We start from the raw sequence: 17,457 nt of genomic DNA, 5'->3' as shown, positions 1-17,457 counted from the left end.
AAAGTGAAGGACCGTGACTGACACCACCGCAGGCAAGCTCGCCGACCTCCGGCAGAAGCTGGAGGCCGCTCGGGAACCGGGAGGCGAGAAGGCGATCGCCAAACGCGCCGCGAAGGGGATCTGCTCCCCGCGCGAGCGTCTGGAGATGCTGTTCGATCCCGGGACCTTCGTGGAGATCGGCGCGCTGGCGAAGATGCCGGGCGCGGCCGACACCGGCTACGGCGACGGCGTGGTCACCGGCCACGGTCTGGTGCACGGCCGTCCGGTCGCGGCGTTCTCGCACGACCAGACGGTCTTCGGCGGAACCGTCGGCGAGATGTTCGGCCGCAAGGTCGCATCGCTGATGGAGTGGGCCGCCAAGGTCGGTTGTCCGATGGTCGGCATCAACGACTCAGCGGGCGCCCGCATCCAGGACGCGGTCACCTCGTTGGCCTGGTACGCGGAGATGGGTCGTCGCAACGACCTGCTCTCCGGCCTGGCGCCGCAGGTGTCGGTCATCCTCGGCAAGTGCGCCGGCGGTGCCGTGTACACGCCGGCCAACACCGACATCCTGGTGGCGGTCGAGGACAAGTCGTACATGTTCGTCACCGGCCCGGACGTGCTCAAGCAGGTCAACGGCGAGGAGATCTCTGCCGAGGACCTCGGCAGCGCCCACAACCAGGCGCGCTGGGGCAACATCCACCACATCGCGCCCGACGAGAAGGCCGCCTTCGAGTGGGTCCGCGAGTACCTGCAGTACATGCCGTCGACGGCCTACGAGGAGCCGCCGATCGTCAATCCCGGCCTGGAGCCGGAGATCACCGAGTCGGACCTGTCGCTGAACGATTTCATGCCGGACAACGACAACGCCGGCTACGACATGCACGACATCATCATCCGGTTGTTCGACGACGGCGCCTTCCACGAGGTGGCGGAGCTGTTCGCGCCCAACATCATCACCGGTTTCGCGCGTGTCGACGGCCGGTCGGTGGGCGTGGTCGCCAATCAGCCGAGCGTGATGTCCGGTGTGCTGGACACCGATTCGTCGGAGAAGGCCACCCGCTTCGTGCGGATCTGCAACGCCTACAACATCCCGCTGGTCTTCCTGGTCGACACACCCGGCATCCTCCCAGGCCTCGCCGAGGAGCAGAAGGGCACCATCCGACGTTCCGGACGCTTCCTCTACGCCTACGTCGAGGCCGACGTCCCGAAGGTCACCGTGGTGCTGCGCAAGGCCTACGGCGGCGCGTACGCGGTGATGGGCTCCAAGCACCTGGGCGCCGACATCAACTTCGCCTGGCCGACCGCCAAGATCGCCGTGATGGGCGCGGAGTCGGCCGCCGCGGTCCTGACCCGCAAGCAGACCGAGGGCATGTCCGCCGCAGAGGCCGACAAGGTCCGTCGCGACTTCATCAGCTTCTACAACACGATGATGGCGACGCCGTACCTCGCGGCCGAGCGAGGTTACGTCGACGCGGTCATCGAGCCCGCCGAGACCCGCCTGCAGATCCGCAAGGCCCTGGCGCAGCTGCGCGACAAGCAGGTCCTCAAGACCCCGCGCAAGCACTTCCTGATGCCGATCTAGCGCAGACCCTCCACTTCTGGACAAACCCAGCACCCGTTCGAGTGCTGGGTTTGTCCTTTTGTGCCGGGTTCACGGTTGCGTCGGGTGGTTGCCCGCGATCAGTTGGGGATCGCCCGCATCGGTCCCGGCGTCCAGAGCCCACTGTGGGTCTGGGTCGACAGCGTCAGCTCGGCGGTCTTCTGCGGGAGGATCGGGGTCAGGCCCTGGAGCATGCCCCAGTCCTTGGCCCAGTCGTTGCGCAGATACGACGGGTAGACGCGCGGGCGCAGCTCGTTCTCGATGATGCCCAGCGGGCCACCGGAATCGCCGGCCATCCAGCGCTGCGAGTTCACCCGCTCGCCCTCGCGGTCCGGGGAGATACGCCACTTGGGCGTCTCCAGCACGCCGTACTTGACCTGAGCCGGACGCTGGCACGGGAACGCCAGACCGGCCTCCCAGTCGATGAGCACCGGCTCCTCGCTGCCCACGAGCTCGTTCAGCGTCACCATCTCCGACACGCGCGGCGGGGTCACCGCCAGCCACTGGTCGCGCAGCGGCGAGTTGTCCTCGGCCAGGACGCGGACCACACTGGCACCCGGCGGTGCCTGGTCGAGCGGGAACCGCAGGTTGCGCCACTCGGGGGCGCCGCCGATGTCGAGCGGCACCATCTGGCCCGCCGGGGTCACGGTGCCGTCCGGCTCCACGCGGCCGAACTCCAGCCGCACCTTCTGGCCCGGGCGGGTGACCGCGAGATCGTCGACGTACTCGACGTAGCCGGCGACCGACATGGTGACCAGCGGCTGGTTCTCGCCGCGACGCTCCGGCAGCTGGTACCAGTCCGAGGTGAGACGGCCGGTGCCGGTGGGGGAGTTGTAGGTGCCCAGGACCGGGGTCTTCGACGGGGACAGACCGAACGGCAGCTTCACCGTCGAACCGTTGACGCCGGCCTGTGCCGTCCGGCCGCCGGAGGTGTCGCTGGAACCGCTGGAGCCGCTGTCGGAGTCGCCGGTGTCCTCGGTCGGATCCGACTGCGAGCGATCGACTTCCGCGGTCGACGTGCTCGACTCGTCGGACTCCTCCTCGGTGTCCTCGGACAGGTCCGACGCGACGCCGTTCGGATCGAAACCGACCATGTCGGATCCGGCGAGCGCCGCACCCGGCGACGGATCGTCCTGGCCGGCCACCTTCGCCGGCGCGAGCAGGCCCTCGGTCGGGTCTGCCTCCACCAGCACCGCGTCGGCGAGCGCGCACGGCTCGCCCTTGACGGCATTCACGTTCGAACTCAGCCACGACCACGAATGCCGTTGTGTCCAATCCGCTTTCGCGAACGACACCAACGTGAAGAGCAGCATGAACGTCGACACCACGATGATCGACGGGCTGCGCAGGCGGGAGAACGCCGTGCGCTGCGAACCCGTGCGGACCGACTCGTCGACGTAGTCGTCGCGGAAGTGCTGCCAGAGGCCGAGCAGTGTCAGGGCGATGGCCACGGCGAGGATGCCGACCCAGATCGGGATGCCCTTGACGTCCGGAGTGGCGTCACGCCACGGGATTCCGTAGCTGCCGACGTACCACCACTGGTTCCGGCCGGAGAAGGCCAGCGCCAGGATGTAGGCGCAGGCAGCGGCGAACAGCGTCCGGTTGCGCCTGCGACGCATGATCGACCGGTCCGCACAGGCCGTCGCGACGGCCGCGAGTGCACCGCCGATACCGGCGTACACGCCCATCTGGTGGGTCCACTTGGTCGGCAGGAACGCCATCAGCACGACCGAGCCCGCGACCATCGCGAGCAGGCGCCACGTCGGCGCGGTCGCGATGCCCGGCAGGCGTCGCCGGTTGAGCAGCATGACGACGACCAGGATGAAGCAGGTGAACACGATCAGGATGCCGAAGCGGCGGGCGATGCCGCCGTCTGCGGTCGGGTTCATCAGCATGTAGTAGCGCATCGGCTCTTCCCACCACTTGTTGGTGGGGCCGACCTGGCCGTTGACCGACACCGCCTCCAGGATCGGGGCGAGTGGTTGGTCGGCGAAGATCTCGAAGAGCACCGCGAGACCTGCCGCGAGGATCGGCAGCAGCAGCGGCCACACGCCGTCGCGCTTGCGCCGCACCATGAACCGCTTGAGCAGCGGGCGGATGCCGGCGACCAGCGCGATCGCCGCGATGACGCCGGTCGGGTGCACGGTGAGTGTGAACGCCGCGGAGATGATCGCGACCGCCAGCGGGAAGAACCGGCCCGTCGCGATGGCGCGCTCGACGCAGACCCAGGTGAACAGGGCACCGAGCGCGATCAGCGGTTCGACACGCAGGCCGTTGTTGTACGGCATCCACACCGCGAGGAACACCAGCGCCGCCGCCCAGATGGCCGGGGTGGACTCGCGCACCGCACGACCCAGACGCGGGATGGCCGCGCGCGAGATCAGCCACCACGACGCCAGTGCGAACCCGAACGGCAGCAGACGCAGCCACGGGGTCGCGGTGCTGACGTCCATCCACAGCGACAGGTACTGGTAGTGCCAGCCGAACGGGTCCTGCGGCACACCGAAATAGCGGTAGTAGTTGTCCAGGTAGCCGGCCTCACGGGCGACCCGGCCGACCGTCACCTGGTAGCCGTCGTCGGCCGTGTTGCCGCCCACGAACAGCCAGATCAGCAGGATCAGCGTGACGAACCCGTCGACGGGCCGTACCCGCCACCAGCCCGCCGGGAAGATCTTGTGGTGGCCGCGGGCATCGCGCGCGTCGAGGACCGCGAGCGCGATGAGCGACACGATGGTCGAGACCACGCCCAGCACGAGCAGCCAGAACTTCAGCGTCGTCGGGGTGGAGACGAACCGGGTGTCGATGACCGACCGGAACGACAACCCCTCGGTGGACACATCCGACGGCAGGCCGGTGTAGACGCCGATGATCTGCGGACGCGCGTTCGGGTCCTTCAGATCGAAGGAGTGGTCGGCGCCCTCGGTCTGCGGGAGACCCTCGATCGCGCCGCGGCTGCCGTCGGTGTCGGCCTCCACGACGATCCGGCAGCCCGGCGTGTTCTGCGCCGCCTCACGAGGGGTGCTGAGCAGCACGACGTTTCGTTGCACCACCTGCAGCGAGTCGGCGGTGGCGCGGATGAACAGGCCCACCTTGCCGGCGTCGGCGCCGCCCTCGGGCACCGTCGACAGCAGCACGCCGCCGTTGCGGGGCAACGACCTGCCGAGTTCGCACGGCACCGACACGTCCATGGCCACCGGGACGAACGACACGTTCGGCGCGGCGACATTGGACACCGAACCCTGTTGCGGCCACTGCAGTTCCGACTTGGTGTAGTCCACCGGCAGGAACGGGCTCAACAGCGCGAGCAGGATGCCGACGGCGCCGGCGACCATCGCGACGATGCGGGCCGTGCCGGCGTGTCGGTCGGAGAAGCTCTGTGCGGGAACGTCCCCGCCGGTGGCGGCGGGCGCGTCCACGGCAGCGGCGTCGGTACGGTCAGTCATCTTCGGGCACCACCCTGATCGGGCCGGGTCGCGACCAACCCCAGGTGGTCGTCGAACCGGTCATCACGTCCGCCGGCCGCGCCTGTGGCACCAGCGGGTTGAGTCGCTGCAGGTTCCCCCACTCGCGATACCAGTCGTTGTCGAGATAGGTCGCCATGGTCGACGGCCGGGTCAGCGCCTCGACCGTCGTGAGCAGACCGCCGTCCTCGGTGGCCATCCACGTCTTGGACTGCGAGTTGGCGATCCAGGACTCGGGCAGGATGCGCCACTCGGGGATGTCGTAGATGCCGTCGTGCGCGGTCATCGGCTTCTGGCACGGGAACCACGCCCCGGCCGCGAAGTCGATGAGCACCGGGTCGGTGGATCCGACGACCGACTGCAGCGTCTGTAGTTCCGGTGCGCGCGGCGGGGTGATCGCCAGCCACTGGTCGGGGTCGAGGTTGTTGTCCTTGGCGACGATCCGCATCACGGTCGCATCCGCGGGCACCCGGTCCATCGGTATGCGCAGGTTGCGCCACGGGCGGTTGGAACGCTCCGGGTCGATCGGGATCGTCGGCGCGCCGACCTGCACGAACCCGCCCTCCTCCGCGCGGCCGAACTCCACCTGCAGCGACTGGCCGAAGACCGGGACCCCGTCACGGTCCAAGGTGAACACCGCGCCGGCGGCGGTGATGACGATCAGCGGCGACGCGTCCCGCTCCGGCAGGCGGTACCAGCCGGTGGTCAGCGACGCCTGGCCGTCGGTGGTCTCGAAGCTGCCCATCACCGGCGTCGTCTTCGGGTCGAGTCCGTACGGCAGCGCCGCGGTGGAACCGTTGACGCCCTCCGGGCCCACGCCGCCGGCGGTGCCGGGGTTGGAGCCGTAGACGATGAACGTCTTGGACAGGTCCGCGGACGTGTTCATCACGCCCGGCTTCTGTGCGCCGGCCTGCGGCGTCAGGTCCGGCTTCACACCGTTCGGACTGAAGCCGTGCGAGTCGCCCGCGAGGGTCTTCGACGCCGAGCCGTTCACCGGGGCGAGCATGCCCTTGTTGGGGTCCGGCTCGACGAGGACCTCGTCGGCCATCGCGCAGGTGTCGCCCGTCGCCGACTTCAGGTTGCTCGACAGGACCGTGAACGTGTCGGCGCGGCTGACCGCGGCCTTGGCGAACACCGCCAGCTCGCACACGACGATGAGCACGGCGATCACCGCGATCGGCGCCGAGGCGACACCCACCCGCCAGCCGGCGGGCGCGGCGCCCTCGGCGTGCGACAGACCCGTCTCGGCGACGTAGTCCATGCGCAGGTGCTGCCAGATCGCGAACACCAGCGCGACGACGGCGAGCGCCAGCAGGATCGTCGACGCCTGCATGCCGGCGACCACCGGGGCCTTGTCGAACCAGGCGATGCCGAAGTTGTACGGCCACGGCCACGCGTTCTTGCCCGCGGCCGCGGCGGCGCACGCCACCAGTAGACCGGCGATGAGGATCGACAGGTTGCGCAGTGTGCGGCGGGCGGCCTGCCCGATCGCCACACACGCGACCGCGGCCAGCGCGGCGCCGAGGCCGGCGAAGATGCCGAACTGGATGGTCCACTTGGTGGGCGTGAACGACAGCAGCAGGATGGTCAGCAGCGATGCACCGAGCGCACGCCACACCGCACCCGGGTCGACACCGTCGATCCGCTTGCGGCGCAACATGATCGCGAGAACCAGGAACAGCGAGACGGCGAACAGCAGCACCGGGATGCGGCGCGCGAGTGCGCCGTCGGCGGTGTTCACCGCGAGGAAGTAGTAGCGCAGCAGTTCCTGATACCAGGCGAGGGTCGGACCGACCGTGTACCGGATGCGCAGCGCCTCGAAGACGGTTGCCAGGGTCTGGTCCCGGAACACGAGGATGACCACCGCGGCGCAGGCCCCGAGCACCGGGGCCAGCAGCGGGAGCAGGCCGTTCTCGCGACGACGACGCACCAGGATGCGCAACATCGGCCGGGCGCTCGCGATGAGCAGCGCCAGCGCGACGAGGCCGTGCGGCGCCAGCGCGAAGGTGAGCAGGGCCGTGAACGCGGCCACCGCGGCGGGCAGCATGCGGCGCGTGGAGACGGTCAGCTCGACCGCCCACCAGGTCAACAGCGTGCCGAGCACGATGATCCCCTCGCTACGCAGGCCCGAACACATCGGCAGCCAGAAGGCCAGGAACACTGCGGCGCCGGTGAGCATCGCCCACTGCGACCGCCGGACCGCGCCACCGAGACGCGGCAGCAGCACCCGGCTCAGGATGAACCACGACGCCAGGCCCGCCACGAGCGACGGCAGTCGCATCCACAGGCCGGTGGTCGAGATCGTCGACCAGTGGGCGAGGAAGTCGTAGTACCAGTCGAACGGCGCCTCGGGGATCCCGTAGTAGCGGTAGTAGTTCGCCAGGTATCCCGCGTCGCCGGCGTTGCGGCCCATGTTGAGGATGTAGCCGTCGTCGGGTGATCCGGCGCCCAGGAAGTGCCAGACGACCAGCGTCAGCGTCACGCCGATGTCGGTGGGCGTCGGGCGCAGCACCCTGCCCCAGCGCGGCCGGCCGCCGACTCGGCGGTGGTAGCCGTGGATGCGGTCGAGGCGGGCGACGGCCACCAGCGCCACGATCGCGGCCAGGACGCCGACGATCATGGCCAGGCGCTTGACGATCGACGGCGACGAGTCGAAGCGGTCGTCGATCTCGATTCGCACCTCGATGCCCGAGGCGGCGACCTGCTCGGGACTCAGGTCGGTGAACACGCCCGCGATCTGCGGGTTCTGCGCCGGCTCGGCCCGGCCGACGTCGCCGCCGCCGGAGGCCGCGGGGCCCGGCGGGAGGCCGACGAACCGCGCGCCGGTGGTGGTGGCGTCGGAGAAGATCCGCAGCGCCGCGCAGCCGCCCAGGCCATCACGCGGAGCAGCGGCCAGGGTCTTGTTGCGGTTGGTGACCGTCACGTTCGACGCATCGGCCACGACGAACAGGCCGTTCTCGCGGGCCTTGACGGCGCCGGCAGGCATCGTCGACAGCACCGTGGTGGCCTTGTCGGCGGGCGTGGACGCCAGGACGCGGCACGGGATCGTGACCTGCAGGTCCTGCGCGGTCTGCGCGACCAGCGGTGCGGTGACCGACGCCGATTCCGCGTCCCGTCCCGACCCCTGCGGCCACGTGATCGTCGCCGTCGACGTGCTGACCGGCAGGAACGGGGTCAGGAGACCGGCGACGACCGCGACCAGTCCGGCGACCGCGGCGATGATCGCCACGGTGCGGGACGAGGGGGCGGAGGACTGCTCCGGAGAGGGTTCGGCGCCGACGGTGGGTTCGTCTGATTCGGACACTCCAGGCGACTTCGGCACAGGCGCATCGTAGTCAGCCAAGCTGTGACAATCCCAAACCGTGCTCCGACGGCACCCTTATGCGAAGCGCGCCAGGATCGAGTGGACGGCCTGGGTGACGGTCATCCGGTCATAGGTCTGCACGAACTCGAACGTGCGCTCCAGGTCGGGGCCGGCGTCGTGCTGGTCCCGCGCGGACAGCAGCGCCGCGAAGTGCGGACCCAGTACCGCGACGTTCCACTCGTTGATCAGGTCGTCGGCGGGGTCGAGGGGTGCGCGGTGCACGTTGCCGTCGCGGACGTCGGGGAGACCGACGCCGTACACACCGGCCAGTCCGGTCTTCTCGCTCATCGCCCGCCACCGTTTGGCCGTCCGGGGGGTGAAGTGCTCGGCGAACTGGAAGGTGCCCAGCACGATCGACGCACCGCCGATGGCGGCCTGGTGCTCGAGGGCCTTGCTCATCTCGATGAGCAGGCGCTTGTTGCCCATCCGCGGCTCGATGGAGGTGGACGCGATGCGGTACGGGGTCGACTTGTCCGGGTCGGGCGTGGTCCACACCGGCATGTCCGGCAGCGGCACCACGGCCCGGTCGGCCAGGGTCCCGGGATCGGACACCGGCGGATAGAGATCGCCGATCCCGAAGACCGCGCCCATCGTCAGCGCGGTGACGCGGCTCGCCTCGTCGTCGACGCCCTCGGCGATCACGACGGCATGGCTGCGTTCGGTGTGGGCGGCGAGCGCGTGCGCGAGTTGCGCGGCGTCGGCGGAGGCCTGCTGCCGCAACAGTTCGGCGCCGGTGACGATGATGTCGGGTTCGACCAGCGACAGGAGGGTCGCGGCGTGCTCGGCGCGGACGAGGCCGTCGACGCAGATGATCTTGCCCGCCTTGCGGGCCCGGGCGACGCGCGCGAGCACCCGCTGCGGGCTGCGTTCGACCGCGTCCGGGAGCACGACCATGACGTGGCGCTCCAGCGTGCGTGCCGTGTCGGCGTCGAGGTTGTCGATGAGGTCGAGGTCGAGATTCACCAGCAGCGGCAGGATCTCGGCGGCCGACTGCGCGCGGGGACTCGACGCCATCTTGCGCTTGCGTTCGTCGAGAACGCGATGTTCCTCGACGAGGCGCGCCGCGCGCTTGAGGGCGGCGGTGGTGGCGAGCCGGGTCCCGGCGGGGCCGCGGAGCTGCAGTTCGACGGCGGCGAGCGCTCCGTCGGACAGCCGGCAGACCGGCGCGAACTGCATGGAGAGCTCCAGATCGTCGAACAGAGTGAATGTCCGTGCCTCGGCGTCGGCCACACGTACCTCCCGTTCGAGGCGCGTCCCCTGACTGCGAGCGCCCCGATAGATTCGGCGGACGCGACTGTCTTCACATCCTGTTCACGGCGAAATGCCTGTGCTCAGCGTACACAGGCATTTCGCGGGAGGGCAGGGTGTCGGAGGCGGCGACGCCGATCAGCGGGCGGCGTCGGCGGCCTCCTGCTCACCGGAGCGCCGGCGTGCTTCAGCTCGCCGGTGTAGCTCTCCAGATGGGCGCGCACGAACCACTGGAACTTCTCCAGCTCGGCGGTCTGCCCGATCAGGACGTCCTCGGTGATCGGGTCGAGCTCGCCGATCTTCTCGATGGCGTCGCGATGGGAGGTGACGAAACCGTCGTAGACGAGGTCGAGAGCGCCCAGGTGGGCTTGTGCGGTGTCGCGGCCGATGGAGTAGTCGCTCCAGCTGCGGTCGTCCTCGATCGCCTTGGCCGTGCCCTTGGGCGAGGACCCGAGCGTCGCGATGCGTTCGGCGACGGTGTCGGCGTAGCCGCGGACGAGCTCGACCTGCGGGTCGATCATCTCGTGCACGCCGATGAAGTTGGCGCCCACCACATTCCAGTGGATGTGCTTGAGCGTGAGGTGGAGGTCGTTGAGGGCACTGAGGCGCTCCTGCAGAATCCCGGCCACCTCGTCGGCTGCTTCGTTGGTGAGTCCCGGTGCCGTGAATTTGGTCATGGAGTCGACGCTAGGTGCGTCGAGTCGCGACGACGAGGTCGGCCGGAGATGAGAGACGCAACCGAGACGCCGGGTCACGGTGCCGTCACGAAGCGGGTCCGCGGGGTTTCGACGGGGGTGTGCGGGGTATCCGCGGGCACCCCCGTCGTGCCGGGCCGGGGCGCCGGTCGGTCCTACGCGTAACCGCTCGAACGCATCGGCGCCGGGTCGTAGAGGCCCGAACGCTCGGTCTCGCCGAGGTCGATGTGCGCCGGCGGTGCCGGGATGATCTCGGTGAACCTCTGCAGGCCGCCCCAGTCGCGTCCCCAGTTGTTTCGCAGGTACGTCGGCAGCAGCGTCGGACGCAGCATCGCCTCGGTGATGCCGAGCGGACCGCCCGCGGTGCCCGACATCCAGGTCTGGCTGTTCTTCCGGGTCGCCTCCGCGTCGGGCATGATGCGCCACTTCGGCACCTCGAGGACGCCGTTGCGGACCTTCATGGGTTGCTGGCACGGGAACACGAAGCCGGGCAGCCAGTCGATGAACACCGGATCGGTCCGGCCCACCACCTCCTCGAGCGTCTCGAGCCTGCTGACGCGCGGCGGGGTGATCGCCACCCACTCCGCCGCCGAGGAGTCGGCGACCTGTATGCGCACCACGTCGGCCTCCGGGGCGTCGGCGAGCGGGAAGCGCAGGTTGCGCCAGGTCGGTGCCTCGCCGATGTCGATCGGGAACATCGTGCCGACGGGCGCGACGCGTCCGTCCGGTCCGGTGCGGCCGAACTGCGCGATCACCTTTTGTCCCGGGTGCACGACGCCGATCCCGTCGACGGCCTCGACCTGTCCGGCGACCGCGATCGTCAGCAGCGGGGCGTCGTCGGAACGCGGCGGCAACCGGTACCAGTCGGTGGTCAGCGACGCGGTGCCCGATGGTGAGCCGTAGCTTCCGAGAACCGGTGTGACGGCGGGGTTCAGGCCGAACGGCAGACGCACCGTGGAGCCGTTGATGCCGCGCACGCCGCGACCGCCCTCGGTGCCGCCCTGCGCCGACGACGAGTCGGCCGACTCGTCCGCACCGGCGCCGGACTGGGCGGTGTTCTGCGCGCTGGAGGTGGTCGAGTCGTCCTCCACGGTCGCGTCCACCGACAGCTTGTTCGGCACCCCGTTCGGGGTGAAGCCCACGGCGTCCGGGCCGGCCAGCGCCGCCGCGATCGCCGGGGCGGGCCGCCCGTCGACGGCCGCCGGTTCGAGCAGGCCGGCATTCGGGTCCGCCTCGACGAGCACGTCGTTGGCCAGGCCACACGAATTGCCGGTCAGTGCACGGGCATTCGACTTCGCCCACGACCACGAGTCCCGCTGCTCATAGGCGCCCTTCGCGAACGACGCCACCATGAACAGCACCATCAGGCCCGAGATCACCGGCAGCGGTGAGAACTTCAGCTTCGAGTACCAACGGTCCCCGCCACGGGTGCGGGTCTGCTCGTCGACGAAGTCGTCGCGGAAGTGGAAGAACAGCCCGGCCAGGGCGGTGGCGACGGCCGCGGCCAGGATCAGCCACGCGATCTCGACGCCGGCCAGCGTCGGCGGACGGTCCCACCACGGCACGCCGAAGCTGCCGACGAACCACCAGCCGTTGGTGCCGGCGAACGAGATGCCGGTGATCGCCAGCACGGCGGCCGCGAAGAACGTTCGGTTGCGCCGCGAGCGCAGGACCGCGGGTGCCATCATCGCACCGGCCGCGGCCGCGAGACCCGCGGCGATGCCGGCGTACACACCGAAGTGATGGGTCCACTTCGTCGGGGTGAACGCGATGAAGAACATGGTGCCGAAGGTGACCGCGATCAAGCGCCAGATCGGAGCGCGCGCCACCCCGTTCGGATGTTCGCGTCGAAGCAACCGGAGCAGCACGACGACCAGGCACAGGATCATCGCCAGCACGCCGAAGCGGCGCGACAGCGTGCCGTCGGCGGTCGGCAGGATCAGGTAGTAGTACCGGATCGGCTCCTGCCACCACTCCAGCGTCGGACCGACGTCGGAGGCCACCTTGTTGCCCGCGATGAGCGGGGCGAGCGGCTGGTCGAAGAAGATCTGGTAGAGCACCGCGGTGCCCGCGGCGAGGATCGGCGCCAGCATCGGCAGCAGGCCGTCGCGGGACCGGCGCGACACCACCGTCTTCACGATCGGGCGGATGCCGGCGAGCAGCGCCGCCACCGCCATCAGGCCGCCCGGGGCGAGTGCCAGGGTGAACGCGGCGGTCACCACCGCCACCGCGTACGGCAGCAGGCGACGCGTCGCGATCGAACGCTCCACGGAGCACCAGGTGAGCAGCGCGCCCACGGCCTCGGCCGGCTCGGGGCGCAGGCCGTTGTTGAACGGAAGCCAGATGGCCAGGAACACGAACGCCGCCGACCACACCGCCGGGGTGCTGTTGCGGACCGTGCGGCCCAGGCGCGGGATCACCTCGCGGCTGATCAGCCGCCAGCCGAGCAGGCCCAGCAGGAACGCGGGCAGGCGCATCCACGGGGCTGCGACGCTGACCTGCGACATCCACGAGATCACCTGGAAGTGCCAGCCGAACGGATCCTGCGGCACACCGAAGTAGCGGAAGTAGTTGTCGGCGTAGCCGGCATCCCCGGTGATGCGGCCGACGGTGAAGTTGTACCCGTCGTCGGAGGTGTTGGCGCCGGCGAACCACCAGAACGCGAGGATGAGCGCAACCGCGACGTCCGGCGGGCGGATCGTCCACCAGCCCGCGGGCAGGAACCGCTTGTGGCGGCGGCCGTCCCGGTGGTCGAGGACGCCGAGCGCGATCAGCGACAGGATCGTCATCGCGATGCCGAGCGCGATCACCGTGAGCTTCAGCGGCGTGGGTGAGGAGACATAGCGGGTGTCGATGGTCGCGTGCAGCGACAGGCCGTCACGCGAGACGTCGGCGGGCAGATCGCTGTAGATGCCGACGATCTGCGGACGCATCTCGTGGTCGGGCAGGTCGAACGAGTAGAGGCCGCCGGTTCGCTCGTCGGGCGCCGGCATCCCGTCGATGCTACCGCTGACGCCGTCACCGTCGGCGTGGAAGGTGATGCGGCAGTTGGGATTCGACTGCGCTGCGGCACGATCGACGTTGAGCAGCACCACGTTGCGGTCGATCATCGTCAGCGCATCGGACGTCGCGCGCACGAACAGGCCGCGCGCCGAGGCGTCCTGGCCGCCCTCGGGGATCGTCGACAGCAACACGCCGCCCTGCGCGGGCAGGCGCGACGCCAGCGCGCACGGCACCGACATGTCCATGTCGACGGGCACGAACGCGACCAGCGGCGCCGCCACGTCCGACACCGACTCGCCCTGCGGCCAGGACAGTTCGGCGGTCGTCTGGCTCACCGGCAGGATCGGCGTCACCACGGCCAGCAGGAAGCCCAGCAGACCGGCGACGACGGCGACGATCTTCGCGGTGCGGTGGGAGCCGCCGCTCTGCTCTCCGGGCCGCCCCGGGCCGGACGGCGCGGCGTCCGTGCTCGGCGTGGTGCTCGTGGGGTCGGTGTCAGTCATCGGATTCGGGCTCCACCCTGATCGAGCCGGCGCGTGACCAGCCCCATTCCGTCGTAGATGAGGTGTCGATGTGTGCGTTGGGTGCGTCGGGCACCAGCGGGGTCAACTTCTCCAGCGCGCCCCACTCGCGGACCCAGTCGTCCTTCAGATAGGTCGACACGGCGCGCGCCGACGTCGTCGCCTCCGAGATGCCGAGCAGGCCGCCGTCGACGCCCGCCTGCCAGGTCTTGGACTGGCTGTTGGTCAGCGGGTAGTCACCGAGGATGCGCCACTGTGGCACCTGCGCGACGCCGTGGCTGACGCCCATCGGCTTCTGGCACGGGAAGTGTGCGGCCACACCGAAGTCGATCAGCGTCGGGGCGGTCGTGCCGACCACCTCCTGCAACGTCTGCAGCCTGGGCGCGCGCGGCGGGGTGATCGCGATGAACTGCTTGTCACCGAGGTTGTTGTCCTGCAACACGAGTCGCATCACGGTCGCGGCCGGCGGCGCCGCCGACATCGGCACCCGCATGTTGCGCCACGGCCGGTTGAGGATCACCGGGCCGGGATCGATCGGCAGCACGTCGGGGCCGACCTGCTCGAACGAGCCGTCCGGGCCGGGCCTACCGAACTGGACCACCATCTTCTGCCCGAAGTTGCGGACCCCGAAGACGTCGATCGTGGAGACCGCGCCGGCGGTCGAGAAGACCAGCAGTGGGGACGCGGACCGATCGGCGGGCAGCTCGTACCAGCCGGTGGTCAGGCGTGCCTCGCCGTTGTAGCCGTAGCTGCCGAGGACGGGAGTCGTCGCGGGGTCGAGGCCGAACGGGAGCTTGGCGGTCGAACCGTTGACCGTCTCCGGTCCGCGGCCGCCGGTGGTGCCCGCGCCCAGTCCGCCGGTGATGGCGAACGGACGCGCCATCGACGCGGAGACGTTCATCTGCCCGGGACGCTGACTGCCCGGTTCGGGTTGCAGGTCGTCGGGGATGCCGTTGGGGGAGAAGCCGACCGGGTCCTCGCCGGCGAGGGCCCGGCTCGCCGACTCCCCGTTCGCGGGCGTCAGCACGCCGACGTTCGGATCGAGTTCGACGAGCACCTCGTCGGCGAGGCCGCAGGGGTTGCCGCGCAGGGTGTTCAGATTCTCGGTGAGCACGGTCGGCGCGGGGTACCGGGTGACGGCGGCCTTCACGAACAGCAGCATCTCCACGACGACGAGCAGGCCGGCGATGACCGCGATCGGCGACGACGCCAGGAACAGCCGCACCTTGTCGCCACGGGTCGCCTCCTCGGCGGAACGGCCGTGGGCCAGGCCACGATTGGTGACATAGTCCTGGCGGAGGTGCTGCCACACCGCGATCGCCGCGGCCAGCACGGCGAGGATCAGGAAGAGCGTCGACGCCTGGTAGCCGGCGATGACCGGGGCGCGGTCGAACCAGGAGATGTTGTATTCGTAGGCGAACGACCATGAGTTGTAGCCCGCCATCGCCGCGGCCATCGCGAAGAGCAGGCCGGAGACGAAGACGGTGAGGTTGCGGGCGGAGCGGGCGGCCGACTGGGCGACCGCGACGGTCGCGGCCGCGGCGATGGCCGCGGCGAGACCGCCGAGCACGCCGAACTGGATGGTCCACTTGGTGGGCGTGAACGCGAACAGCAGCAGCGTGACGCCGACCGCGCCGACCAGACGCCAGACGGGGCCGGGGTCGACGCCCCGAATCCTGGTGCGGCGCAACATGACCGCCACGACCACGAACAGTCCGGCGAGCAGCAGCAGGAGCGGCACGCGACGGGTCAGCGAGCCGTCGTCGGTGACCACCGAGATGAAGTAGTAGCGCAGGAACTCCTGGTACCAGTGGATGACCGGGCCCACGGTGTAGCGCAGCTTGACCGCCTCGTACACCGTCGCGAGGGTCTGGTCGCGGAAGACGACGAGCAACACCGACGCCCCGGCGGCCGCGATCGGCGCCAGGAGTGCGACGGTCGCAGCCCATTTCGCGCCGCCGAGCGCGGTGCGGCGGTCGAGCAGGATGTGCAGCAGCGCGCGGGCGGCGACCAGCAGGATCGCCACGCCGACCACTCCGTGCGGGGCGACGGCCAGCGTGAACGCGGCGGTCGCCGCGGCGAGGGCAGCGGGCAGGAGGCGTCGTGTCGCGATGGCGTATTCGGCCGCCCACCAGGTGAGCAGCGAACCGAGCACGATGATGCCCTCGCTACGCAGGCCGCTGCAGAACGGGAGCCAGAACGCGGTGAACGTCAACGCCGCGGCCCACATCGCCCATCCGCTGCGGCGTACCGCCGGCCCGAGTCGGGGCAGCAGCACACGGCTGAGCACGAACCACGACACCAGACCGGCGACCATCGCCGGGATGTGCATCCACAGGATCGACGGCGAGACCGACGACCACACCGACAGGAAGCCGTAGTACCAGTCGAAGGGTGCCTCCGGGATGCCGTGGAAGCGGTAGTAGTTCGCCAGGTAGCCGAAGCCGTCGGCGGTACGGCCCATGTTCAGGATGTATCCGTCGTCGGGAGACCCGGCGCCGAGGAACAGCCAGACGACGAGGATCGCGGTCACCACGAGATCGGCGGCGCGCGGCCGGAACGCCTGCCACCAGCGTCGGGTCCGCGCGCCGATGCGACGGTGATGGCCCTGGATGCGGTCGAGGAACGCGAGGGCGATCACGGAGACGACCACGGCGATCGCGGCCAGGATCATCACGGCCAGCTTGAGGGCCGTGGGTGACGTCTCGTAGCGGTTGTCGATGCGGATCGAGACCTCGAGTCCCCGGTCGGCGGCGGTGCGGGCCTGCTCGGGGGTGAGCGAGCTGAACACCCCCATGGTCTCGGGACGCTTCGCCGGCGGGAGGACGGTCGCCTCGCCGAGGCCCACGAACTGCGCGCCCGGCCCGGTCGGTGCGGAGAAGATGTGCAGCTCACGGCACCGGTCGAGGTCTCCGGTCGCGGCGGTCGCGGCGACGGTGTTGCGGAAGGTGACGGTCACCGCGGCGTCGGACCTGGTCACCCACAGCGCCGACCCCTTCGACTTCGGTGCGTTGACCGGCATCGTCGACAGCACCACGCCGTTGGGCGCCTCGGCGAGCGTCGCGCACGGGATCCGGGCGTCGAGGGTCTGAGGAGTCTGCGCGATGAGCGGCGCCATCACCGACGACGTCTCGGCGCCGAGCTCCTGCCCGGCGGGCCAGGTGACATCGGCGTCGACGGTCTTCACCGGCAGCAGCGGGGTGATCGCGCACAGGACGAGCCCGAGGACGCCGGAGGCGGCTGCCACGAGGGCCGCCGTACGTGCGGAGACGCGGGGGTTCGACGTCCCGGAGCTCGCTGCCCCAGACGGATCTGCCGAGGGGCCGGCGGGATCTTCTGCGGGCGTCGGAGCTGTCACAGGCACGGTGTTTGATCGTATGCGACGGGCACCGGCCCACCTAGCGCCCACCCTGACCAGCCCGATCCCGTACTCGGCCCGAAACCTCGATCGGCCCGAAACCTCGATCGGCCCGAAACCTCGATCGGCCCGAAACCTCGATCGGCCCGAAACCTCGATCAGCTCGGTGCCGCCATCAGCCCGGTGCCGTGATCAGCCCGGTGCCGTGATCGACCCGGTGCTGCC

Annotated in this window: 6 protein-coding genes and 1 pseudogene; 1 reads left to right on the top strand and 6 read right to left on the bottom strand. The window is 70.1% G+C overall.

The features are described 5' to 3' along the window. The first annotated feature begins 13 nt into the window (after nt 1–13). Nucleotides 14–1,564: an acyl-CoA carboxylase subunit beta gene (locus tag ABFT43_RS15080; protein WP_347961155.1), complete on the top strand. Its 1,551-nt coding sequence runs from the start codon at nt 14–16 to the stop codon at nt 1,562–1,564. A gap of 98 nt (nt 1,565–1,662) precedes the next feature. On the opposite strand, the gene ABFT43_RS15075 is transcribed toward ABFT43_RS15080, so the two are convergent. The 6 genes and pseudogenes from ABFT43_RS15075 to ABFT43_RS15050 form a co-directional block, all read right to left on the bottom strand. Further along, nucleotides 1,663–5,025 (bottom strand): arabinosyltransferase domain-containing protein, encoded by a 3,363-nt coding sequence (locus ABFT43_RS15075; RefSeq protein WP_457590159.1) that lies wholly within the window; start codon nt 5,023–5,025, stop codon nt 1,663–1,665. Continuing rightward, nucleotides 5,018–8,272, bottom strand: coding sequence for an arabinosyltransferase domain-containing protein (locus ABFT43_RS15070; protein WP_347961248.1), 3,255 nt, complete (start codon nt 8,270–8,272; stop codon nt 5,018–5,020). The genes ABFT43_RS15075 and ABFT43_RS15070 overlap by 8 nt, the downstream gene beginning before the upstream one ends. A 150-nt stretch (nt 8,273–8,422) precedes the next feature. Further along, nucleotides 8,423–9,583 (bottom strand): DICT sensory domain-containing protein, encoded by a 1,161-nt coding sequence (locus ABFT43_RS15065; protein WP_347961247.1) that lies wholly within the window; start codon nt 9,581–9,583, stop codon nt 8,423–8,425. 210 nt (nt 9,584–9,793) lie between these two features. Then, nucleotides 9,794–10,332, bottom strand: a pseudogene (locus tag ABFT43_RS15060) (Dps family protein). A 173-nt stretch (nt 10,333–10,505) separates the two neighbouring features. Continuing rightward, a complete protein-coding gene (locus ABFT43_RS15055) occupies nt 10,506–13,856 on the bottom strand; it encodes an arabinosyltransferase domain-containing protein (RefSeq protein WP_347961154.1) in 3,351 nt (1,116 codons plus the stop codon). Further along, a complete protein-coding gene (locus ABFT43_RS15050; protein ID WP_457590158.1) occupies nt 13,849–17,238 on the bottom strand; it encodes an arabinosyltransferase domain-containing protein in 3,390 nt (1,129 codons plus the stop codon). The genes ABFT43_RS15055 and ABFT43_RS15050 overlap by 8 nt, the downstream gene beginning before the upstream one ends. Between the last annotated feature and the right edge of the window lie 219 nt (nt 17,239–17,457).

The sequence above is a fragment of the Gordonia aurantiaca genome, assembly GCF_039939235.1.
Classification (GTDB): Bacteria; Actinomycetota; Actinomycetes; order Mycobacteriales; family Mycobacteriaceae; genus Gordonia.
The sequence above is the reverse complement of the archived record's forward strand: the minus strand, read 5'-3'. Positions and strand labels throughout refer to the sequence as shown.